Genomic DNA, 23,446 nt, shown 5'->3' on the forward strand with positions numbered 1-23,446 from the left:
ATTTTCCCTAAAAATAGAAAAGCTTTGCGATAATACGGTTAAGACGTTCAAATTATAATTGCTTTTTAAGCCAAAAGGAAATAACCAAAACTATAAAACCCATTAATAGTAAGCCCATTTTAATTATACCGCCTAAATCAGATGAAGAAGGTACAATCTCGAAGGAGTTCAAACCCAAAGATGTGATAAACTTTAAGTGTCCGTTTTTAAACAAAACATCATGGAAGTTTTCTTGATCCTTATAAATGTTGAACATCATGGTATTTTTTATATCATCGAATTCAGTTCCCTGGAATAAAAAAACAAAATTGGTTTGATGAGAATGCCCCTTATGAGAAGCGTCATTAACGGACAGTAATTTTAAACTAGAACCGTTATTTCTAATTTGAAAATTATTCTGGACATATTCAAAAAAAGCAGTATCAAAATCATTTTGACTTTTAGCGTTTTCTAATTCTGGAGAAGCGTCTATAAGTGCATTTCTTATGCTCCAAGGAAATTCAGCAGTTACCTCAACCATAGCTTCTTTTTGCTGAATTGTAAAAAATGCTTTGTTAGCATCATGAGCAAAACTAAACGTTGACAGCGTGACAAAAATAAAAAGTAAGAAACGAGAACGCGTCATTTAATTGTTTCCTATTTTAAAATCTTGAGATGGTGTACCTCTAAAATACCTCGGGATGCTTGGAAATTCATCTGTGAGAACATAATAATAAGTTCCTGATGGGTATTCTGGAGTAACCCCTGTTCTTCCATTAGCTTCATCTAGTGTTCCTAAACTAGAACTATATTCGTAATCATTAGAATACACACCATCATACACTCCACAAGGTACTGTAATACCATCTCCTCCTCTACTACCCGATTTTAATTGGTAACTCGATGTCATTTCCACAATAGAAGAATTATTATTTGAAGCCTCCGCATAGGCATATTTATAATATATAGGAAATCCGTCTGCGGCATACCCAATTAATGTCATTGTATTTGCTGGTACATTTAGAGCTTCTAAAAACAATATTGGGGAACCATGATAATGATATTTTCCGGTTGGCTGCACATGTGCACTGTTACAATCTAATCCTAAATTAACGTTTAAGGCTTCTAAGTTCCATTCCCAGTTCACGTTGGGATCTAAAATACCCTCATGCGGAAAAGGTTCTGCTGCTACAGGGTCTAATTCCACACCATTTAATAATATACCAAAGGCATACTGTGGTCCTACATTGGGTCCATTACCAGTAGTAGATAATAAAGGGGTGAATGTACTGGCTACACTTGGATTTAACTCTAAGGTATATGTTTCATTTTGTTCAGAAATAGCATTTGGATTTAGAGACCCTATGCCCATTCCGAAACGTCCAACCATATGTTCTGGAATACTATTAGAGGTTATAATTCTATTGGAACCTGAAATTGTTTGATTATATAAATTAGAAAACACCAGCGTTTCATTACATGCTCCTCGTGAACTGTCAAGAACTTGATCGGATTCACAACCGGTATCATCTAAATCTGAATGATCAGCAACGTAGCCTTCTGGTTGTTCACAAGCTTCAAGACTGATATCTTGATTTCCCAAACCATCGCTATCTAAATCTTGATACCATGTTGATTCTGTACAAGACATTTCATCATTACTTGAACAAGAAAAAACGGATATGAGTATTACTACGGTTATGAGTTGAGTTATTTTTTTCATTTACATTCTGTTAGTTGTGTTATAAGACGGGTATTTAATTTTCTCTAAAAATAGAAAAGCTTTACTGTATTACAGCAAAGCTTTTCAGTAACCATAATCAATCAATCAAATAAAACTAGATCATCACTCTAGCTTTCTTCTTTTAAGGCTTTAACATCTATTATTAATTGTTGCATAGATGCTCTATTTAATCCGTTATAGATACCTCTTATATGTTTGTTTTTATCTATTAATAAGAAGTTTTCAGTATGCAGAAAATCATCTATAGTTTTAGGCTCTCTTAAATCATTTTCAACAAAATACTGATCTCTACCTAACTCGTAAATATCAATTCTATCACCAGTTACTAAGTGCCATTTATGATCTATAGCACCATATTTATCTGCATAGTTTTTTAAAACAGGAACAGAATCTTGAGTAGGTGTCACTGTATGAGACAAGAACAAAACCTCATCATCATTAATAAATTCTTCTTGTAATTTAAACATGTTCCCTGTCATTTGAGGGCATATGCCAGGACAGCTAGCAAAGAAGAAATCTGTAATGTAAATCTTATTTTCAAATGTACTTTGAGTTACTTTTTCTCCGAGTTGATTGGTTAATTCAAAATCTGGTATTTTATGAAATGCTTTCTCTTCTTTGGAATTAGGTGTTATCCAATTTGGTGTAAAAGATTCCTCATTATAGTACGGCAGGTAATCTACTCTACTTGTTTCTTCTGCTTTACTATTTTCTTTTTTAATGTCATTTTTACAACTCACACTAACCGCTAACAGAAAAATCATAATATATTTCATATCCTTTTTATTTAGCTTCAACAACATCTTTCCTAATCACTATTTCATTCTCTAATTTATAACAAGAATTAGCTCTTTTCATTCCAAAAATCCGTCCATTTTTAGCTTCATAATTAACGTAAAGTTGTCCATTTGGCAACCACGCTTTTTGAAGTCCATTTTCTTCATTATCCTCTAATTGTCGAATTTTAGAAATTTCTCCGTTTGAATACCACTGCTTTTCTTCACCTTGTTTTTTTCCATCTACATAGTTCACTTTCAAAGCTAAAATCCCATTTTCCCAGTAGCTTTTATAAACTCCGGTTAATTTGTTTTGATTAAAATAAGCCTCAATACGCAAAACTCCATTTTCTGACCATGTTTTAGCTACACCTTGTCTCTTGCCATTATGAAACCCTAATTTTTCTTGTAGTGAATCGTTACTATGAAATTTTACGGAATAGCCATTAAAAGGTTCATCATTATAATACCACGTACCTTCTAGTTGATTCAAGATTAAGTCGGATTTTAAAACTTCATTATTTTCAACCGTAATTACATTTTCTCCATTGGCTATGTCAAAATCATTCGAAGTATTATTCTTCGAAGCGTCCTGACAGCTAAAACAGCATATGGCAAATAAGATGAAAATAAACGATTTCATGATTAATAGCCTTGGTAAGGTCCTGCAAATGCTAAATAAGATCCAGTAGTAGAATACACTTCATTAATAATATGATAATGATATTCCTCTACTCCATCAGTATACTGAGTTGTTGATGTATGTCCTCCTGATGCATCTAAGTCTGTTGGATACGCACCTATTGAACTACATTTTCTTCCATAAAGAAAAACTCCATCTAATAAAACGCCTACCAAACTGTCATCATCATCAGAAAATGCTTTAGGCTCTAAATGGTAGTGATATACACCTGGTCCGATGTGAGCACCTGTCCAATCTAAAGAAGCTGCTGCTGCATCTAAAGCTCCTCCTCCTTCTTGATCATTAAAAATTGAAGCTCCACTAACTGCAATACCTATAGTATCAAAATTTGTAGAAACTGTATTACCATCTAAGTCTGGTGTGGCATCAACAGTGATTGTTACCGCATTATTATTACTAGACATAATACTTGGTGTAAGCTCAACATCTGGCTCATCTCTATAAAGCGTATTTCCTTGTCCCCAATAAACAGTCTCATGATCTGGCAAGCCTGTGGTTTCAATAACCACATTAGAGCCATCCAAATAAATAGTTGTAGCATCTGTGTTAAATGCTGCAAAAGCTGCATGAAGCTCTGTGACTATGCCATCATCGCCATCGTCTGTTCCTGTTGAGTCGTCGTCTGTTGAACAAGCTATCCCTAAAGTAAAGAGTAACAAGGCCAAAGTTGATAGTTTAAATACCTTTTTCATAATTTAATTTTGTTAGTGTTTGCAATCGTTTAGTTTTTAGATGCGGTTGTTTGCAAAAACTTGTGGTCTTATTACATTTTTATTTTTAACCTTTAACAGACATTGACCCACTTGCTCCGTGTAAACAACCTAAAACTTGATTGCTACCTGCAGAACCCGCATGATAATGGTAACCTCTCACCTCATCGTAATGACCATTACAATCGTCTAGATCTGTGCTTACTTTACCATCAGCATCCTTATGTGCGTATATACCAAAACCATCCATAGCATAACCAATCATTACAGCATGTGTATCTTTTTGTTTTACTTCTTTTGTAGAACCTGTAACGGCATGGTAATGATAACCTGCATGAGGATTAACGTGACCTCCAGCATCATCCAAAGGTGCTAGAGTATGCGCAGCTAAAATAGCATGCGTTGGTGCAGGTGCTTCAAAATTAACTCCGTTAAATGCAACACCAATACCGTCTCTACCCAATGAATTTGAATTTTCTAAATACAACGGTTTTACGGGAATATAATACGTAGACTGTTTTTCTCTGTAATATTCTGGTAAGCATTCTACGCAATAATTATGATACTCTTCTTCAACATCTGGCTTTGCTGCTCCTTCACATTCTTCTTGAGTTTTTGTCACTTTCACGGAACCATCCTCTCTAAATAAAGCCCATTCTTCGTCACTATAAAATTCTTTAAGATTAGCAATAAAGTGTCCATCTACATCATAGACTTTATCATCTTTAAACCATATGCCTCCTTTATCCTTTCCATCTTCAATATGCGTTGGACACCAAGGGCCCATTTTATGTTCATGAGGTTGGGAAGCTGTTGTAATAACATAACAAAGTGCTTTTGTACCATTACTCAATGTATGTTCTTCTTGGGTTATTTCTTGTAATAAACTTTCTTTAATAAAAAGCGTAGGATCGACATTTATAGTGACTGCAAAATCTTTTTGCACATTATTTTTACTGTTAGAATTATTTTCCCTAGGACCTCTACCTTCTGGCTTGGGACCTTTTTCTAATTCTTCAGTTGTTAGAAAACCATCATTGTTGGTGTCTATTTTGGAAAAATCCTCTAATAATGGACCTTCAACTTCTGATTTTGCCAATTTTCCGTCATTATTTGAATCCATTTGACTAAATAACTCTGAGACATTAGGCGCTTGTTGTGCTGGTGGATTTTCAGGATTTTCATCCGTTGAATTTGTATTTGATTTACAACACACAAAGGATGTAATTAATGCAAAAAATAGAAAAGATTGAATACTTCTAAATTGTCTCATAATAAATGTGATTTAAGTGTTTAAGTTAAAGCTAATCTTACAATTCTTAATCTCTTTTCTTTCTTTTCTTATTTTCAATCTCTTCATCTTTTGAATAAAAAGCTTTTAACTCCTCTAAATCTAGTTGAGCGTCATCGTTGGTATCAATAGCATTAAAATTATCCATAAGATCACGTTTGTCTTTTGCGGCAACTTCTAATCCATTTAATAGTCCATCTTCGTTTTGATCAACCTCTTTTAGAAGTTTAGCTGCTAAAACTTTTCGAGGTCCTTCACGGTTTAACTCAGTTTCAAGCTCTTCTAAATCTATAAAACCATCTTCATTAGTATCTATTTCATCAAAATCTTTGGCTATTTTTCCTCTTTCATCATTTACGGCTTCCACTTTATCAATTTTATCATCGTTATTAGTGTCTAACAATTTCAATATATCTGAAGCCTCTGGTTTTTCTCCTTTAGGTGGTCCTCCTTGTCCTCCACCTCTACCGCTTTGTCCTCCTCCTGGTGGTCCTTGTGCAAAAGCAATGACGTTTATGAATACCGCTAAAATTGTTAATGTTACTTTGATAAAATTCATTTTTATATTTTGTTTATTAATTTTAAAATTAATGACCTCCAGGACCACCAGTATTAGGTTCACCTGTTGGTCCCATTTCACCTCCGATTTGTGTCACTGTACTACTTATAGTAAATGAATCACCAGAATCTGCTCCTCCACTATAAGTTCCTGATGTATATAATCCATTAACTTCTGTACCATTACTTACAATTCCACCAGTAAAGATTTTATAGGTTTGACCCGTTTCTAATTTTGCGTTTGAATAAATGATGGTATTTACACGATAGGGTACCTGATAAGTCAATGCTTCAGAACCATCTTCTGATTGAATATGCAATAATTGATTCGCATTTATTCCATCTAAAATAACAGCATTTTGTGTGCTCTCGCTTTCTGTTGGGAATGAGGTATTTAATGCCAACCCTAAAATAGTGCCTCCTGTTATTTTAAATAAGCCGTCATCGCAATCAAAACTACCATCTGGCTCATCGGTTCTTACAGCTATAGCAATAGTAGTACCACCTGTAATGGTAATACCTTCATTACTATCTATGGCATCATTAAGTGTACTATACACATAAGTATTTCCACCGTTAATGTATAATGTTCCGTTTGCGTTAAGTCCATCATCATAGGCCGTAATATTTATAATACCATCATTAATAGTCATTATGCCTTTAGACTCTATACCTTCACCTTCAGTAGTATTAATCACAAAGTCACCACCATTGATAGTCACATTAGGTAAAATAGAATCGTCAGGCTCTTCTTCTTCGTCAATATCATATGATGCTACAATGCCGTCATCAACAGTATTTATTGTAAATGACCCATCGTTGATAATAATATAGCCTTCTTCACAATCCATACCATCGCTACTTGCTGATAAATTGAGCGTACCACCATCTACAATGATGTAATCGTTGGTGTGTATAGCATCTGAAGCCGCCTCAGTAACAGTTATTGTTCCACTGATAACTCTAACATAATCGTCACTAGCAATGCCATGCTTGTATAGTCCTGCAACGTTTAAAGCTCCCGAACCACTAAACACCAATTGTCCTTCACTAAAAAAAGCTGCTTTAGCATCTTCATCATCTGGAATATCACTGTAGATTGAAGCATCGGTTAAGTTATTTGTACCTTCTAATATTACAAAAATAGTTTTTGAAGATTGAATATTAATCGCAGGACCATCAGCATTGGTAATACTTAAATCACTTAACGATAATTTGAATTTTTTATCGCTATAAATTTTCAACATACCATCAGTTGTTGTACCTGAAACTTCGTATGCCACTTTTGAAATCGTTGAATTAATAGTGATATCTGCTCCGTCTTGGGTAATAACAACATCATCAGGAACGGGATTTACTATTGTTGCAGACGTATTGGAAAATACAATTTGAACCGTATCTTCAAACGTTGCATTTTCTACCAAATCATCTTCATCGTAACCTGTATTATTGATATCACCTTCAGCTGTTCCTGTTATGCCACTATCAGTGATAGAAATATCTTCTGAATATGTTACGCTATAATCATTATCATCATCACTGCAAGCATTAAATGTTAACAGCGAAACACTTAATATTAATACGACTGTTTTAAATCTGTTACTTTTCATATTTTCAAACTTTTTAGGTTATATAACTTTAGATGTGCTCTTTATTCTAAACTTGTGTCTGTTACTGTTAAAAAAAACACAAAAAAATCTCGATAGTTCGCAAATTTTCAGAATTCTAGCACAATTAGATTGAAATAAAAAAAAGCCCAAGAAAATGATTATTCTTGAGCCTTAAAATCTAGTTATATTTTTTTTAAGAAGAGTTGTTGATTATTATCTCATTATCTTCATATAATTGATATTTAACTTCTCGAAATCTTTAAGACTGTTGTCTTATTCAATACAACCATATAAAGCCCTTTTGAAAAAGATGTAAAATCTAGAGTTATCGCATTTTTATTAGCATACTCATTTTGAAATAATTGTTGTCCCTGAAGGTTATAAACTTCAACAGTTTCTATAGCATAATTTGAATTTTCTATGGTAAGATTATTCGATGTTGGATTAGGGTAAACTTTAAGCGCATTACTAAAAAGAACCTCATCTATAGATAGTGTCTCATTATTCAAACCAAAAGTTGGTTCTTGAATCACAAAATCTCCTGTTCCATTTGGATTTCGAGCATACCCCATATCTGTAGTTTGTTCTCCAAATTCGATATCTTGTAAAATCACACCATTGGCATAAGATAAAATCACTGTTTCACCTCCGCTAGACAGTTTAAAATCAGCGTGAAAATCACCTTGATCTGGATCACTATCGCACCACACAATAAGATAACTATCGGCATCTAGCGTTGTACCTGTTGGAAACTGATATACTAACGGGTCATCAGCATCATCGGATAAATACAAATTATCTAAGCTAAGTGTTTCGTTGGTGGTGTTATATAACTCTATCCAATCTTCATATTCTCCTGCATCGTCAGTTTCGCCTGTGTCATTAGATGCTAAGATTTCGTTTATTACTAAATCCCCCACATTTAAAACATCATAATCATCAATATTCTCATTATTGGCATTAAACGTTGGTTCTTGTATCACAAAATCACCTGTGCCGTTAGGATTTCTGGCATACCCCATATCATCTGTTTGGGCACCAAAAGTTATATTTTCAATTACTGTTCCGTCTGCATAAGATAATATGGCACTTTCACCATCTGAAGAAAATTTTATATCTGCATGTAAACCTTCTTGATCATCATCTTTATCGCACCAAACTATTAAATAACTATCTGGTTCGATGGTTAATCCTGAAGGAAAAGCCCAAACCAATAAATCATCTTGATCATCAGATAAATATAAATTATCTAGACTTAATGTTTCAGAACTATTGTTATAAAGCTCTAACCAATCATCATAGTCACCATCTTGATCTGCGGCTGTAGTTTCATTAGAGGCCATAATTTCGTTGATAACCAAATCACCAACGGCGATTGTTGTGTAGGTTGCTTCAATACTATAAAATTCATACTCAGCTCTAGCTGGTGAAAACGCACCAATATTTGAATTTTCTGCATAAATATAATATTGAAGATTAGCCGTATCTATAGTGACATCAATGCCATAAACATTATCACCCACAACACCATCATTATGAGTACCATCATCAAACATTTCTATTTTTGTAAAAGGTGCCGTTAGATCTGTTCTATAACCTAAATACACATTATCCGTATCTGTTACTTCTACAGTGATTGAAACCGTATCTCCAATTAATGGTGTCGATACCGATGTTTCAACATTACTTATAGTAGGCTGTGTCGTTGTAAAATCGGACTGACTTAGTAGATAAGAACTTCTTGCAGTCATTAAATTGGTTAAGCCACAAGCTGTATTTCCGCCAATATTATAATCTGTATTGATATTACCTGTGAATTGTGTATTTGTGTAAAATTTATTTAGGTCTGCAGTAACAGCCTCTGAAATTATAGCTTGATAATCATTAGCTAATGTTAAGTAATTTGAGTTACTGATGTTTTCGGTCAAAATAGTTTTAAAATGTGCTAAATACATTCTTTTGTATTTAGGTACTGCTAATAATTTAGATATCAACGGAAAATCAGTATCTGTATCATGAAGCAAATAATCCAACTCTGCTTTTTCAGTAGTTGAATTCAAAGTTCCACTTGAGCCACCTGGTCCTCCTGGACCACCCGGACCTCCTGGACCTCCTGGACCACTAGTACTAGATTCACCTGTCATCGCAAACGTACCAAAAGACATATTTAAATCCCAAACTACAGGTTTAAACTGGCCATTATTATCTTTATATAAATAATAGTTTTGTTTAAACTGACCAATATAACTGTCTAGATTTACCATCACATTATCAAAAGCTAACATCCATATCGCCATATCGACATCTAAAACAGTTTCAATATTCGTAATATCATTATTCAAAATATTGGTTAATTCAATTAAATCACCCCAATGTGCAAGTGCTACTGACTCATCGTCTTCGTCATCAGATTTAATTTCATAAGCATCATCGTAGCTTGTGTAACTGGTTCCCAAATATTCTAAATTAGGGAGTGTGGTTGTTTCTGGACCAGCGCCATCTGGTGGACTACAACTAAAGAACGCATTATCATTAGAATTAAAATGCTTGTTTACAAATTTCTTAGAAATAGATTCTGTATTGGTATACAAACCAATTAATGTTCCATTGACATAGACATTAGCATAATTGGCCTGAGGTGCATCCATATATTGGTTGACAATATTATAAGCTACGGTCTCTCTTACAAATGAAGGATCTGCAAAAACATTCGCTAATTTAATATCTGTATACCCTTGATAATCTTGATCTACATAGGTATCTAATTCGATATGAAATGGATTTTTTGTTTGATTAGCACTATAAGAACTATTGCCCTTATACTTAACCCCTACTTGGTTAAAAACAGTACCATTAATAGTAACAGATGTCGCTTCTGTATACTCATTGTCACCGGCTTTTTCAGCATCTAACAACGCATCCCAATTGCTTTCAGCAAATTCAATTTCTATAGTTTGTATCGTATTAATGTCGTACAATTCTTGTGAAAAGACATTGATAGATATCAACAAAATAATAAATTGAGTAATTGTTTTTTTCATCGTATTTATATTGAAATTATTTCTTGTATAAAACTTTAGATGCTATAAGTGGTTAAAACTTGTGCTCAATTTTAAAATTTTCAAAAAAAAAAAAAAAAGCTTCGTGATTTCTCACAAAGCCTTTTTCAATCAAACAATCTAAACAAATATTATTTTTAGTGTGTTTTATTAATTATTCTTTTTCAACTTTTTTCTTATGCCGATACTATGAACCAAAAGACCTAAAGCACCAATCACAAATAAAATTAAAATCACATTTAAGGATGATGAACTCAGTGTTTTTTCTTCAACACGAATAAATTTATGTCCTGTCGATTCAAGTTTCAGAATATGGTTATTGTCTTTTGTTAGTACAAAATTATCCTTATCATAACCCTCTTTCAAAATCACTACCGCACTTTTATTATTATAAATATCTTGAAAGGTTTTATTTTCAACTACAACAGAAGAAATTTCTTTTGGTACACCTTCAAGTTGAAATATGACTTTAGTCTCATGACCTAATTTAACCAAACCTTGACTTAAGGTAACTTCATGATTTCCGTTAAATTCTATGTCTAAATTATTCTTAACATGGGCAATTACCATCTCACGAAACTCTTCTGGAGAATTATAAGGTGTCTCGGCATAATGCAATTTAATTTCCTGTTGAAAGGCCGTTAACGACGCACTAATCTGAAGTACCCATACATTGTTACTATTTTCTACTAGCATAATGGTAGAAATTTCTGGCTGATGTGCTTTTACCGATTGTGAAAAAAATAGCAATCCTAAAACACAAAATGACAAGATTCTTTTCATAAGATACCTGTTTTAAATCGCGTATGCTCCTTTCAGACCATTTATAAAATTGTTGTTTCCTGCCGCATCTACGTGGTAATGATAACCACGTGTATCATCTGTATGACCACGATAGGTATCTAGGTTAGTTGGCGAATTACCTTCACTATCTTCTAATTCATAAATCCCATGGCCATCTAAAGCATAGCCAATTAATGACGCATGTCCATCGGTTTGCTCTATCTTGGTACTAAAACCTGTTGCAGCATGGTAATGATAGCCTTGGTTGACATTAATATGTCCACCTGCATCATCAAAAGGTGCCAAAGTATAAGCCCCAAGAATATTATCCACAGGTGCAGGTGCTGAAAACTCAATACCATTTAAGGCGATACCTCGTGTTGAAGGTGCCGTATTTGCTGGTCCACCTGGTCCTGTTGCAAAAAACACGCCTGTATTTTGAAGCACTGGAGAAATTGGTATCAACCAAGTTTGAGTTAAATCGGTGATGTAAGATGGCAGACATTCTACACAAAAATTCTCGTAAGCTTCGCTAACATTAGGGTTTGCTGCGTTAATACAATCTTCTTCTGTTTCTGTGATATAAATGTCTCCATTGCCATCGTACATTAACCAATTATCATCGTTATAAAAAGTGGCAAGATTTTCTACAAAAGCGCCATCGACATCATAAACTAATCCATCCTCTAACCATATACCACCAGCAGAAGCATCATCTGAAATATTATCTGGACACCAAGGCCCTAGCGTATGGTCTGTTGGTATACTGCTTGTTACAATTTGGTAGCAATCTGTAGATGTACCATCAGATAAAGTACAAGGCACAGTTGTAATAGTAACCGATCCATCACCAGTTGTAAAAAAGGATGCATCTACATTGGTCACTAAAACTTCATCATCACCTCCATCGTCTGAACTATCTGTACTATCATCAGAACTACATGATGTAAATATTAATAGAACAAAGCTAAAAATTGAAATTGACTTTATTAAAAATTGATTCGTTCTCATAATTATTTACATGTTTTAGTTAAACTCTATTATTTTAGATGCCACAGTTTTAAAAAACTTGCGCTCCAACTAAAAATATCATATTTATTATTTAGTTTTCTAACTCCTTACTGAGTTGATAAGCTATGGTTTGTGTTTTATCCCTTAAGCTTATGGCGTTGGTTAATTGAATTTCAGTTTGTAATAACCTATCGACTAAACTATTCTGATATTCTCTACTTTTAAGCAGTTGTGTGTAATTTGATTCCGTTGAAAATGAATCGAGACAATTAATTTTAAATTCACGTTTCGTAAGCATGTCAATTAAAGACACATATTTCTCTATAGCTGGTTGCAATCGATTAACGATAATATTTTCAATTTTAGTTTCTTGGCTTTCAAAACTGTCTAATTCATTCGGATAAGCAGCTATTAAATCTTTTAGCATATCACTTTCTATAAACTCAAATTTGTTTGTCGTATTCACAGAGTTTATAGCTCCATAATGCAATTTTGTAGGTTTATAATTAACATAAACGACACTTCTTTTTTCCTTTTCTGTTAATGTTGAAGGGAGCTCGTCCATTATAATATCAATTGTATTTTCTATAATTTTAGTGTTTTCAGTATAACTTACAATGGAAGCATCCAGAAGCACTAAGTTTGAATTTAACTCCTCATTAAGTGATTGATATATTTTTAATTCTACGATTCTATTTTTTCTTAATTCATTTAAATCATTAATTTTCCATGCTATTAAAACACCGATAACAATTAATAGAATTTCGCCTAATGCGTAAATTACGTAGTTTCGAATTTTGCCTGATATCAATAATTTTCTTCTGATTTTTCTGAATAATCTCATAATTCCTACTGCTAATTATACATGTACATCGCTTTTTGTATTTATAAAAAGACTTCGTAATTTCTCACGAAGCCTTTAAAAAATCAACCAAACAATTCAACTTTAATTATCTCTTTTTTTACGTTCTGGCTTTGGAGCATTTTTAAATTCTTCCTCACTTATAAAACCATCTTCATCCGTGTCTATTTCTGAAAAACTATCTTTCAAAGGTCCTTTTACTTCATCTTTTGCAAGTTTTCCATCATCGTTGGCATCCATCTCTTCTAAAAGTTTAGCATACGTTGGTGGTCCTTTTCTGTCTTGTTTGTCTTGCCCATAAGAATGGTTCACCATAAATAATGAAACTATTGCAACTAGGACTACTGTTTTTAATGTGTGATTTTTCATCTTTTAAATTTTTAATGTTATATAAGTTTAGATGTGCTTTCACTATTAAACTTGTGATGGCCTTTGTTAAATAAAACACAAAAAAAGACCTTCATTTTAGTTGAAGGTCTTTATATCATTTTAATAGTATTAGTCTTGTCTCGGAGGTGGTCTATGACCTTCTTCTCCATTTGGTGGTGGTGGCCTATTGGCGCTTTCTCCTTGTCGCAAAGCGTCCAATAATATTCTCTGAAATTTTTCTTTTTGCTTTTCATTAGAAATATCTTGAATCATTTTAAAGTGATAAAAAATTTCTTTTTCCTTTTCAGTTTCTTTTACACATATCAAAGCTGTAATAGAGTCAATTGTTTTCTCACTAATGAAATCATTAGATAACGTGCCAAACAACTGATCTTTTAATGCTCTCACATCATCAGATAATCGCATTATAGTTTTATGGTGTCCTTTACTCCTTTCTTTAAATTCTTTTAACTGTTCTGCATTAAAATCAAGTTCTTTTACAATGATTTCGTTATTTCGCTGTGGCCCATTAGGTCTATTATCATTGACACTTCCTATATAATTAAACAAGAAAAAACCATTGACAACTATTAAGAAAATAAGTAAAACGTATAATATGGTATTGTTCTTCATGATTAATCTAATATAGAGGATTCTGTACTTGTTGATAATCCATAAGATTCTGCAAAACTAGTAACATTATCATTATACGTAGCTTCTTTCAAATTTTGAAATGCCATAATATTTAAAATTACAACACATGCTAAAGTCGCCAATTGTAATTTTGGTGTAAACCACGAGTATGTTGCGTCTTTAACGTCTTCTGATGCCGTTCTTATTTGGTGCATCACATTTTCTTTAAAAAAAGGAGACACTTTAACTTCACTAATGGATTCAACCGAATCTATAGTAGCTTTCACTTTTTTATCCATTTTCATATTTGTTTTGATAACTATATCTTTAGATGCATAAGTTTAAAAAAACTTGCGCTAATGTTCATTTTTATAATAATTCTCTAAAACCTTCTGTAAATTCTTTTTAGCTCTAAACATTACAGACTCAACCGATGACAAACTTCTATTTGTTATTTCAGCAACTTCTTGATAACTCTTACCATCTATTTTATGTAATGTAAAAACGACACTCTGACTTTCTGGCAAACTATTGATTGCTTTAAATAAAGTGGCATTCAGTTCTTTGTTTTCTAATAAAATTCCGGGATGATTCATTTCAGTGAAATAATCCGTTTTATCCATCGGAATAGCATTACCTGTTATAGATTGTAAAAAAGCGAAACGTTTTTTAGTATTCTTCTTTCTTATAAACTCTAAACATTTATTGGTTGTAATTCTGTAAATCCAAGTCGATAATTTAGAATCACCTTTAAACTTATTAATCGAATTAAAAACTTCAATAAAAACATCTTGAGCAATATCTTCAGCATCTTCTCTGTTTGGCACAAACGATATACACGTGCTAAATACTTTTTGCTGAAAATCATCTAAAAGCTGACTATAAGCTTTTGTGCTTTTCAATTTTAATTCTTGTATAAATTCAGTTTCTTCCAAAAAGTAATTTAATTAATTACGAAGCTAATTTAGTTTAAATGCTTTAGCGAAAAAAACTTACTAAAATTATTTATCCTTTTAATATAACACTTTATAATAAAACATTATACTCTTAATCTTTTCTCTTACCTTTGTACGTTCATTTTTACAGAAAAATAATACTGTAACTTGAAAACTGAAGACGTATTTATGAGATTACATAGAAATTTATGCTTTGCAGTAATTGACGGATTACACCTTATATTTAATGAAGGTGAATATGCTGACAAAGTGATACAACAATTATTAAAACGCGATAAGCGTTGGGGAAGTCGCGATAGAGGTTTTGTGGCAGAAACGGTTTATACCATAGTAAGATACCAAAGACTCTATGCCGAAATAGCAAATGTAAAAGCACCATACCACAGAGATGACCTATGGAGACTATTTGCCGTTTGGGCAACGCTAAAAGGGATTAAGTTACCTGATTGGAAATACTTTACAGATACACCAACGCGTAAAATAAAAGGACGTTTTGACGAATTGTCTAAAATTAGAAAATACCGCGAATCTATTCCAGATTGGATTGATGAATTGGGTGTTTCTGAATTAGGTGAAGCCGAATGGACTAAAGAAATTGCCAAGCAAAATGAACAAGCCGAGGTTATTCTTAGAGTCAATACCTTAAAAACAACTAAAAAAGATTTACAGCTTAAGCTAGAATCAGAAGATATTGAAACTGAATTTTTACCAAACCATCCTTCTGCTTTAAAACTTAAAGAGCGCGCTAACGTATTTGTTACTGAAGCTTTCAAAAACGGTTGGTTTGAAGTACAAGATGCCTCATCACAGTTAGTTGCTGACTATTTAGATGTTAAACCAGGAATGAAAGTGGTTGACGTTTGTGCTGGCGCTGGAGGTAAAACCTTACACTTAGCGTCGTTAATGGAAAACAAAGGCCAACTTATAGCTATGGATATTTACGAAAGTAAATTGAAAAAACTTAAAGTTAGAGCTAGAAGAAATGGAGTTCATAATATTGAAATGAAAGTCATCGATTCTACGAAGCCTATTAAGAAATTACACGGTAAAGCCGATCGTTTATTAATTGATGCTCCATGTTCTGGACTTGGAGTTTTAAGACGAAATCCGGATGCCAAGTGGAAATTACAACCTGAATTTATAGAGAATATTAAGAAAACGCAACAAGAGGTTTTAGAACAATATTCTAAAATGGTAAAACCAGGTGGAAAAATGGTGTATGCTACATGCTCTGTTTTACCTTCTGAAAACCAAAAACAAGTTGAAAAATTTCTAACGTCAGAAGCTGGGAAAGATTTTACATTCGTAAAGGATAAGAAAGTATTAGCCTACAAATCTGGATTCGATGGATTTTATATGGCGCTTTTAGAAAAAAACGACTAAATAATTTATTATAACAATACATATGAAACACATCTACCTATTACTTTTATTGGTGTCAAGTATTGGATTTGCCCAAATCCCTTCAAATTATTATGATAGTGCCAATGGCTTAACTGGTTTTGATTTAAAAACTGAATTAAAAACTATTATTACTAGCGGTCATGACGATCAAGGCTATGGCGAATTATATACAGGCTATGCTACAGCGTTTATTGACAATATAGCAGAAACTGGTTATGAAAATGATGGCACACTTTTAATGTACTATACTGAAAACCCTAATGGTACAGATCCTTACACGTTTACACTTGGCACTAACCAATGTGGAAATTATGGTGCTGAATCTGATTGTTATAACCGTGAGCATATCGTACCACAGGGCTCTTTTGGAAGCGCATCTCCAATGAAAAATGATATTCACCATGTTGTACCAAGTGATGGTTATGCTAATGGTAAAAGAAATAACTTCCCTTTTGGAACAGTTGGATCTGCAACTTGGACATCACTAAATGGATCTAAACTAGGATCTAGTAATGTATCAGGATATTCAGGTACTGTTTTCGAACCTCTAGATGAATTTAAAGGAGATATCGCTAGAGCCATACTTTATTTTGTAACACGTTATCAAGATAATGTTGATGGTTATACCAGTTTTGAAATGTTTAATGGCACAGAAAACCAAGCACTATCAGATTGGGCTGTTGATATGTTATTAGATTGGCACAATAACGTAGATCCTGTAGATCAAACAGAGCGTGATAGAAATGATGCTGCATATAATTTTCAAGGTAACGCGAATCCTTTTGTAGATCATCCAGAATATGTGAATATGATTTGGAATCCTACTCCAGATACAGAAGCACCAACTAACCCAACGAATTTAGTAGCTTCTAATCCTACAAATAGCACTATTGATTTAGCTTGGACGGCTGCAACAGATAACATAGGTGTAACAACTTACGATATTTACATGGATGGAAATTATGCGTTTAGTTCTAATAATACATCTGCCACCAAAACATCGTTAATACCAAACATCAACTTTTGTTTTACAGTAAAAGCAAAAGATGCAGAAGGAAATGAGTCAGGTTTCAGTAATGAATCTTGTGAAACAACCACAAACAACGGTGATAACCCTGATCCAAATTGTATTGACGAAAATTTTGAAAACATAGGAACTTCATCTGCATCTTACTCAAGTGTTACCTGGACAGGTAATGAAGGTCTTACTTGGAATGCTACAGATGCTAGAACAGATCAAACGCTAGATGGTAGAGCCATAACCGTTAGAAATGGTACACTAGGACCAACGGATTTTAGTAACATTTCCTTTATAGATAAATTAACCATAACTACTCAACGTGTTTTTGGAGGGGCTACTGGAACTTTTGATTTAGTTGTTAACGGAAATTTTGTAGAAACAATACCCTATGGTGATAATCCTATAACAACAATTATTGATATAAATGTAAACCCTGTAACATCATTGGTAATCAACAATAATAGTTCAACATCAAACAGAGTGATGTTTGATAATTTATCTTGGACATGTGGTTTACTTTCTGTGGCTGACTATAGTTTAGGAAATATAAAACTGCACCCAAACCCAGTTAAAAATAATTTAACTGTAGATTTTAAATCTGATATTGCTACAAATATTGAAATTTTTGATATTCTTGGAAAGCGCGTCTTTAAAATCAACATCAATGAAACTAGCGATTTAAATCTTCAGACTTTAAAAACTGGAATTTATATTGTTAAAATGACTCAAGGTGACTCAACTGTTACTAAAAAGCTGATTAAACAATAAACTTAAGAATTCTTAATACAAAAAGTAGTTGCACAATGACCATAGTCGAAGTGTAACTGCTTTTTTTTTGGTTAAGACTATAATTATCAGCACTTAAAGAAGCACTTGTCACAACGGTGTTAAAATAAAATCTAATCTCTATTTTTATTTACCTTTGTTGCGGACAATATTTATGAATTCACTTTCTACGGATTCAATATGTCTTAATTATAAAAAATTAAAAATTAATGAAACACTTTTACACTTTACTATTAGCATTTATAACGTCATTTTCATTTGCACAATTAGCTCCTCCAACAGAATTAGAATCATACTACAGTACTGTTGATTTTACTACGACGGGTGTTTATTTGAAAAATGATTTAATTGATGTTACGGCAGACAAACACGTTAACTATTTAAGTTACGGTGATGTTTGGGATGCTTCAAGAATAACAGATTTAGATCCAAATAACTCAAATAATGTCCTTTTACTTTACGGATATAACGATACTGATGGCAGCATAACGACTGACAGAACAAGAGGAAAGTTTGATAACGGTGGTGGTGTTGGCGATTGGAACAGAGAACATGTTTACCCAAAATCTTTAGGAAATCCTAACCTAGGCACTTCTGGCCCTGGTTCTGATGCGCAAATGCTTAGACCTAGTGATGTTCAAAGAAACGGTCAACGTGGGAGCTTAAAGTTTGCTGATAAAAATTCTGGTGAGTTTCCTAATGGAGAGTCTGGAACTACAAATAGTGGCTGGTATCCTGGAGATGAGTGGAAAGGTGACTGTGCTAGAATTATTATGTACATGTATCTGCGTTATGGCGAGCGATGCTTACCAACAAATGTAGGTTTTGGTAGTAGCGCCTCTACACCTGATGATATGATTGATCTGTTTTTACAATGGAATGCTGAAGACCCTGTAGTTGATGGTGGTTTAGAAGATGTGAGAAACGCATATCACGGAAATGCAAGTAATGAGTTTGCTCAAGGCAATAGAAACCCTTTTATAGATAATCCTTATTTAGCTACTGTTATTTGGGGAGGACCTGATGCTCAAAACAGATGGGAAGATCTTTCGATTAATGATGAACAACAAAATCGTATTAAAATGTTCCCTAACCCTGTTAATGGCAACGAAGTTTCAATCATCTCCAACCAAGACATTATGGCTGAAGTTTACGATATTTTAGGCAAAAAAGTGACAGTTCAAAACATGACGTCCAACCAAACTAAATTAAATATCTCTGAATTAACTAAAGGTGTTTATATCGTAAAGTTAAGTTCAGAAAACGGCACTCAGACAAAACGTTTGATTAAACAATAATTATAATTACACAAAATAAAATAAGCGGCTCCATGAGTCGCTTTTTTTATGTTTAAAACATCGTGAACAACTCCCAATTTTCAATACAGAATTATAAGTTAAATCACGTTTAAAAAAAGTAAATTTGCATTTTACTAAACACAACTCAAACACACGACATAAATGATTCATTTCTTCGGAAACCAAAACAGTAAGGTATTTGCTGTTCAAGCCACAAAAGAATTATCAACAGAAACCATTTCTAAATTGACATGGTTATTTGGCGACCAACCCAAAATAGAACAAGCATCATTAGATGCTTTTTTTGTTGGACCTAGAGCAGCAATGATTACTCCTTGGAGTACAAATGCCGTTGAAATCACTCAGAATATGGGTGTCTCTGATATCATTAGAATTGAGGAATTCACTTCCACCTCCGAAAATTTTAAAGATTTTGATCCCATGATTTCTGAGAAATATCAGAGTTTGAATCAAGATATATTCAAAATCGATATTCAACCTGAAGCCATTCTTAACATTGAAAACATATCAGAATACAACCAGCAAGAAGGCTTATCATTAAGTGATGAAGAAGTAGAATATCTTGAAGGTGTTTCAAAAAAAATAGGACGACCATTAACGGATTCTGAAGTCTTTGGATTTTCACAAGTAAATTCAGAACACTGTCGTCATAAAATATTCAACGGAACTTTTGTAATTGATGGAGAAGAAAAAGAAACCTCTTTATTCAAACTTATCAAAGAAACATCGAAACAAAATCCTGGTACTATTGTTTCTGCCTATAAAGACAATGTAGCCTTTATAAAAGGACCTGTTGTAGAACAATTTGCACCGAAACGCGCAGATATTCCAGATTACTATACGACTAAAGATTACGAATCTGTAATTTCATTAAAAGCTGAAACGCATAATTTCCCAACTACAGTTGAACCCTTTAATGGCGCTGCAACAGGTTCTGGAGGAGAAATAAGAGATAGACTTGCTGGCGGAAAAGGATCTTTACCTTTAGCAGGAACAGCGGTTTACATGACATCCTATTCGAGATTAAACGATGAGCGTCCTTGGGAAAAAGCATTTCCTGAGCGCAAATGGTTGTACCAAACTCCAATGGATATTTTGATTAAAGCGAGTAATGGAGCCTCTGATTTTGGAAACAAATTTGGACAGCCTTTAATTTGCGGATCTGTTTTAACTTTTGAGCATCAAGATACAAACGGTAAAATTGGTTACGATAAAGTCATTATGCAAGCTGGTGGTATTGGCTACGGAAAAGCAGACCAAGCTATAAAAGATATTCCAAAAGAAGGAGATAAAATCGTCATCCTCGGTGGTGATAATTATAGAATCGGTATGGGAGGAGCTGCAGTGTCTTCTGCTGATACAGGAGCTTTGGCTTCTGGCATCGAATTAAATGCCGTTCAACGTTCTAATCCCGAAATGCAAAAACGTGCTGCAAATGCGGTTCGTGGCATGGTAGAAAGCGATGAGAATTTTATTGTCTCTATTCACGATCATGGTGCAGGTGGACATTTAAATTGTTTATCTGAACTCGTTGAAGATACCGGTGGAAAAATTGATTTAGACAAATTACCCGTTGGTGATCCTACATTGTCTGCCAAAGAAATTATTGGTAACGAATCTCAAGAACGAATGGGATTAGTGATTGCTGAGAAACATTTAGAAACACTTCATAAAATAGCAGACAGAGAACGTTCACCAATTTATGATGTTGGTGAAGTTACAGGAAAACACCGCTTTACTTTTGAATCTAAAACGACTGGTGCAAAGCCAATGGATTTAGCATTAGAAGATATGTTTGGAAGCTCTCCAAAAACCATAATGAACGATATTACGGTTGAAAAAAATTATGGAGGTATATCTTATGACACCAATAAATTTTACGATTACTTAGACCAAGTATTACAACTAGAAGCTGTAGCCTCTAAAGATTGGTTAACAAATAAAGTAGACCGTTGTGTTGGTGGTAAAGTAGCCAAACAACAATGTGTTGGTCCTTTGCAAATCCCTTTAAATAATGTTGGTGTTATGGCACTCGATTTTAAAGGTAAGGAAGGGATAGCAACATCGATTGGGCACTCTCCTATTTCTGGATTAATTAATCCAGAAGCTGGAAGTCGTAATTCTATTGCAGAAGCGTTAACTAACATTATTTGGGCACCTCTAAAAGATGGACTTAAAAGTGTATCATTATCGGCAAACTGGATGTGGCCTTGTAAAAACGAAGGTGAAGATGCCCGTTTGTATGAAGCTGTGAAAGCAATTTCAGAATTTTCAATCGATTTGGGCATCAATGTTCCAACAGGAAAGGATTCACTTTCCATGAAGCAAAAATATCCTGATGGTGATGTGATCTCTCCTGGAACCGTAATTATTTCTGCTGCGGGAAATTGTAATGATATTACGAAAGTTGTGGAGCCTGTTTTTCAAAAAGGAAAAGGATCTATATATTATATTAATGTATCACAAGACACGTTTGAATTAGGAGGAAGTTCATTCGCGCAAATCAATAATAAAATAGGAAACACCACTCCTAATATTAAAAGTGCGGCTTACGTAAAAACGGTATTTAATACCATTCAAGATTTAATAAAAGACAATCAAATTGTTGCGGGCCACGATGTGGCTTCAGGTGGATTGATTACAACCTTATTAGAATTGTGTTTTGCAGATACTAATTTAGGAGCTGAATTAGATATCACTAGCTTAAACGAAAAAGATGCATTTAAAGTTTTATTTGCTGAAAACGCAGGACTAGTTTTTCAGTCTGAAAATGATTCAATTGAAGAAGAATTATCTAAAGCTAATATTGAATTTCATAAATTAGGAAAAGTTACTGAAAGTGATGTTTTAGGGATTATCAATGGAGATCAAGTTTTTACCATGACAGTTTCGAGATTAAGAGATATGTGGTTTAAAACCTCTTTCCTACTCGATCAAAAGCAAACGGCTAACGGTTTAGCGAAAGACCGATTTGATAATTATAAAAATCAAGCATTAAACTTTACGTTCCCAAGTCATTTTACAGGAAAACTAAAAGATGCTCTTAGTACAAACAGCTCACGTCCAAAAGCGGCCATTCTTAGAGAAAAAGGTTCAAATTCTGAACGCGAAATGGCAAATGCGATGTATTTAGCTGGTTTTGATGTGAAGGATGTTCATATGACCGATTTAATTTCGGGTAGAGAAACACTTGAAGATATTCAATTTTTAGGTGCTGTTGGTGGTTTTAGTAATTCTGATGTGCTAGGTTCAGCCAAAGGTTGGGCCGGAGCCATTAAATACAACGAGAAAGCGAACAAAGTGATTAACGATTTCTTTAAAAGAGAAGACACACTTTCTGTTGGTATTTGTAATGGAGCACAACTTTGGATGGAATTAGATTTAGTCAATCCAGAGCACGAGACACATGGCAAACTAACCTATAACGATTCTAAAAAACACGAAAGTGGTTTTACATCTGTTGAAATTCAAAAAAACAATTCAGTAATGCTATCTTCCTTAGAAGGAGCTACTCTTGGAGTTTGGATTTCTCATGGAGAAGGAAAATTTAATTTACCTTATTCTGAAGACAAATACAATATTGTAGCTAAATATGGCTATGCAGCGTATCCTGCAAACCCAAATGGTTCGGATTTTAATACGGCGATGCTTTGTGATAAAACAGGACGACATTTAGCAACCATGCCACATATTGAACGTTCTATTTTCCAATGGAACTGGGCGAATTATCCACAGGACAGAAAAGACGAAGTATCTCCTTGGTTGGAAGCATTTGTAAATGCTAAACTTTGGTTGGAAAAATAAATTAGATGTATATAAAAACAAAAAAAGCTTTTACAAATTGTAAAAGCTTTTTTTTATTGAATAGCCTG

20 protein-coding genes are annotated in these 23,446 nt (G+C 33.6%); 4 read left to right on the forward strand and 16 right to left on the reverse strand.

The window, feature by feature from the left end:
* Positions 1-52: 52 nt before the first annotated feature.
* The 16 genes from HM992_RS16490 to HM992_RS16570 form a co-directional block, all read right to left on the reverse strand.
* Positions 53-625 carry a DUF6702 family protein gene (locus HM992_RS16490; protein ID WP_179320436.1) on the reverse strand — a complete coding sequence of 191 codons (573 nt, stop codon included), beginning with the start codon at positions 623-625 and terminating at the stop codon, positions 53-55.
* Positions 626-1,702 (reverse strand): YHYH protein, encoded by a 1,077-nt coding sequence (locus HM992_RS16495; RefSeq protein WP_229720517.1) that lies wholly within the window; start codon positions 1,700-1,702, stop codon positions 626-628. It abuts the gene before it with no gap.
* A gap of 128 nt (positions 1,703-1,830) precedes the next feature.
* Positions 1,831-2,499 carry an SCO family protein gene (locus HM992_RS16500; RefSeq protein WP_179320437.1) on the reverse strand — a complete coding sequence of 223 codons (669 nt, stop codon included), beginning with the start codon at positions 2,497-2,499 and terminating at the stop codon, positions 1,831-1,833.
* Positions 2,500-2,506: 7 nt separating this feature from the next.
* Positions 2,507-3,142, reverse strand: a complete 636-nt coding sequence (locus HM992_RS16505) for a toxin-antitoxin system YwqK family antitoxin (RefSeq protein ID WP_179320438.1) — start codon at positions 3,140-3,142, stop codon at positions 2,507-2,509.
* 2 nt (positions 3,143-3,144) lie between these two features.
* Complete coding sequence (locus HM992_RS16510) at positions 3,145-3,894, reverse strand: YHYH protein (RefSeq protein ID WP_178984002.1); 750 nt, start codon at positions 3,892-3,894, stop codon at positions 3,145-3,147.
* Positions 3,895-3,979: 85 nt separating this feature from the next.
* Entirely contained in the window at positions 3,980-5,185 is a 1,206-nt protein-coding gene (locus HM992_RS16515; RefSeq protein WP_229720518.1) for a YHYH protein, read from the reverse strand.
* Positions 5,186-5,231: 46 nt separating this feature from the next.
* Positions 5,232-5,762, reverse strand: coding sequence for an EF-hand domain-containing protein (locus HM992_RS16525; RefSeq protein WP_179320439.1), 531 nt, complete (start codon positions 5,760-5,762; stop codon positions 5,232-5,234).
* 28 nt (positions 5,763-5,790) lie between these two features.
* Positions 5,791-7,371 (reverse strand): carbohydrate-binding domain-containing protein, encoded by a 1,581-nt coding sequence (locus HM992_RS16530; protein WP_179320440.1) that lies wholly within the window; start codon positions 7,369-7,371, stop codon positions 5,791-5,793.
* 242 nt (positions 7,372-7,613) lie between these two features.
* Positions 7,614-10,412 carry a CotH kinase family protein gene (locus HM992_RS16535; RefSeq protein WP_179320441.1) on the reverse strand — a complete coding sequence of 933 codons (2,799 nt, stop codon included), beginning with the start codon at positions 10,410-10,412 and terminating at the stop codon, positions 7,614-7,616.
* A gap of 168 nt (positions 10,413-10,580) precedes the next feature.
* Positions 10,581-11,213, reverse strand: coding sequence for a hypothetical protein (locus HM992_RS16540; RefSeq protein WP_179320442.1), 633 nt, complete (start codon positions 11,211-11,213; stop codon positions 10,581-10,583).
* 12 nt (positions 11,214-11,225) lie between these two features.
* Complete coding sequence (locus tag HM992_RS16545; protein WP_179320443.1) at positions 11,226-12,224, reverse strand: YHYH protein; 999 nt, start codon at positions 12,222-12,224, stop codon at positions 11,226-11,228.
* A gap of 91 nt (positions 12,225-12,315) precedes the next feature.
* Positions 12,316-13,068 carry a hypothetical protein gene (locus HM992_RS16550; protein WP_178983996.1) on the reverse strand — a complete coding sequence of 251 codons (753 nt, stop codon included), beginning with the start codon at positions 13,066-13,068 and terminating at the stop codon, positions 12,316-12,318.
* 102 nt (positions 13,069-13,170) lie between these two features.
* Positions 13,171-13,455 (reverse strand): EF-hand domain-containing protein, encoded by a 285-nt coding sequence (locus HM992_RS16555; protein WP_178983995.1) that lies wholly within the window; start codon positions 13,453-13,455, stop codon positions 13,171-13,173.
* A gap of 129 nt (positions 13,456-13,584) precedes the next feature.
* Complete coding sequence (locus tag HM992_RS16560; RefSeq protein WP_179320444.1) at positions 13,585-14,088, reverse strand: hypothetical protein; 504 nt, start codon at positions 14,086-14,088, stop codon at positions 13,585-13,587.
* 2 nt (positions 14,089-14,090) lie between these two features.
* Positions 14,091-14,387, reverse strand: a complete 297-nt coding sequence (locus HM992_RS16565; protein WP_179320445.1) for a hypothetical protein — start codon at positions 14,385-14,387, stop codon at positions 14,091-14,093.
* Positions 14,388-14,444: 57 nt separating this feature from the next.
* On the reverse strand, positions 14,445-15,023 hold the full coding sequence (locus HM992_RS16570; protein ID WP_179320446.1) for an RNA polymerase sigma factor: 579 nt from the start codon (positions 15,021-15,023) through the stop codon (positions 14,445-14,447).
* 189 nt (positions 15,024-15,212) lie between these two features.
* Between HM992_RS16570 and HM992_RS16575 the strand changes: the two genes are divergently transcribed.
* The 4 genes from HM992_RS16575 (at position 15,213) to purL (ending at position 23,378) form a co-directional block, all read left to right on the forward strand.
* The gene (locus tag HM992_RS16575; protein ID WP_179320447.1) at positions 15,213-16,427 is read left to right on the forward strand and encodes an RsmB/NOP family class I SAM-dependent RNA methyltransferase; all 1,215 of its coding nucleotides are present in this window, start codon (positions 15,213-15,215) and stop codon (positions 16,425-16,427) included.
* Between the two features lie 22 nt (positions 16,428-16,449).
* A complete protein-coding gene (locus HM992_RS16580) occupies positions 16,450-18,237 on the forward strand; it encodes an endonuclease (protein ID WP_179320448.1) in 1,788 nt (595 codons plus the stop codon).
* Positions 18,238-18,464: 227 nt separating this feature from the next.
* Complete coding sequence (locus tag HM992_RS16585; protein ID WP_179320449.1) at positions 18,465-19,553, forward strand: endonuclease; 1,089 nt, start codon at positions 18,465-18,467, stop codon at positions 19,551-19,553.
* 162 nt (positions 19,554-19,715) lie between these two features.
* The gene (gene purL, locus HM992_RS16590; protein WP_179320450.1) at positions 19,716-23,378 is read left to right on the forward strand and encodes a phosphoribosylformylglycinamidine synthase; all 3,663 of its coding nucleotides are present in this window, start codon (positions 19,716-19,718) and stop codon (positions 23,376-23,378) included.
* The last annotated feature ends 68 nt before the right edge of the window (positions 23,379-23,446 follow it).

The sequence above is a fragment of the Winogradskyella helgolandensis genome (genome assembly GCF_013404085.1).
GTDB classification, from domain to species: domain Bacteria; phylum Bacteroidota; class Bacteroidia; order Flavobacteriales; family Flavobacteriaceae; genus Winogradskyella; species Winogradskyella helgolandensis.

Bases quoted from the DNA above. Each gene is read 5' to 3' on its own strand.
- HM992_RS16490 (WP_179320436.1), bottom strand. From the start codon at position 625: ATGACGCGTTCTCGTTTCTTACTTTTTATTTTTGTCACGCTGTCAACG.
- HM992_RS16495 (WP_229720517.1), bottom strand. From the start codon at position 1,702: ATGAAAAAAATAACTCAACTCATAACCGTAGTAATACTCATATCCGTT.
- HM992_RS16500 (WP_179320437.1), bottom strand. From the start codon at position 2,499: ATGAAATATATTATGATTTTTCTGTTAGCGGTTAGTGTGAGTTGTAAA.
- HM992_RS16505 (WP_179320438.1), bottom strand. From the start codon at position 3,142: ATGAAATCGTTTATTTTCATCTTATTTGCCATATGCTGTTTTAGCTGT.
- HM992_RS16510 (WP_178984002.1), bottom strand. From the start codon at position 3,894: ATGAAAAAGGTATTTAAACTATCAACTTTGGCCTTGTTACTCTTTACT.
- HM992_RS16515 (WP_229720518.1), bottom strand. From the start codon at position 5,185: ATGAGACAATTTAGAAGTATTCAATCTTTTCTATTTTTTGCATTAATT.
- HM992_RS16525 (WP_179320439.1), bottom strand. From the start codon at position 5,762: ATGAATTTTATCAAAGTAACATTAACAATTTTAGCGGTATTCATAAAC.
- HM992_RS16530 (WP_179320440.1), bottom strand. From the start codon at position 7,371: ATGAAAAGTAACAGATTTAAAACAGTCGTATTAATATTAAGTGTTTCG.
- HM992_RS16535 (WP_179320441.1), bottom strand. From the start codon at position 10,412: ATGAAAAAAACAATTACTCAATTTATTATTTTGTTGATATCTATCAAT.
- HM992_RS16540 (WP_179320442.1), bottom strand. From the start codon at position 11,213: ATGAAAAGAATCTTGTCATTTTGTGTTTTAGGATTGCTATTTTTTTCA.
- HM992_RS16545 (WP_179320443.1), bottom strand. From the start codon at position 12,224: ATGAGAACGAATCAATTTTTAATAAAGTCAATTTCAATTTTTAGCTTT.
- HM992_RS16550 (WP_178983996.1), bottom strand. From the start codon at position 13,068: ATGAGATTATTCAGAAAAATCAGAAGAAAATTATTGATATCAGGCAAA.
- HM992_RS16555 (WP_178983995.1), bottom strand. From the start codon at position 13,455: ATGAAAAATCACACATTAAAAACAGTAGTCCTAGTTGCAATAGTTTCA.
- HM992_RS16560 (WP_179320444.1), bottom strand. From the start codon at position 14,088: ATGAAGAACAATACCATATTATACGTTTTACTTATTTTCTTAATAGTT.
- HM992_RS16565 (WP_179320445.1), bottom strand. From the start codon at position 14,387: ATGGATAAAAAAGTGAAAGCTACTATAGATTCGGTTGAATCCATTAGT.
- HM992_RS16575 (WP_179320447.1), top strand. From the start codon at position 15,213: ATGAGATTACATAGAAATTTATGCTTTGCAGTAATTGACGGATTACAC.
- HM992_RS16580 (WP_179320448.1), top strand. From the start codon at position 16,450: ATGAAACACATCTACCTATTACTTTTATTGGTGTCAAGTATTGGATTT.
- HM992_RS16585 (WP_179320449.1), top strand. From the start codon at position 18,465: ATGAAACACTTTTACACTTTACTATTAGCATTTATAACGTCATTTTCA.
- purL (WP_179320450.1), top strand. From the start codon at position 19,716: ATGATTCATTTCTTCGGAAACCAAAACAGTAAGGTATTTGCTGTTCAA.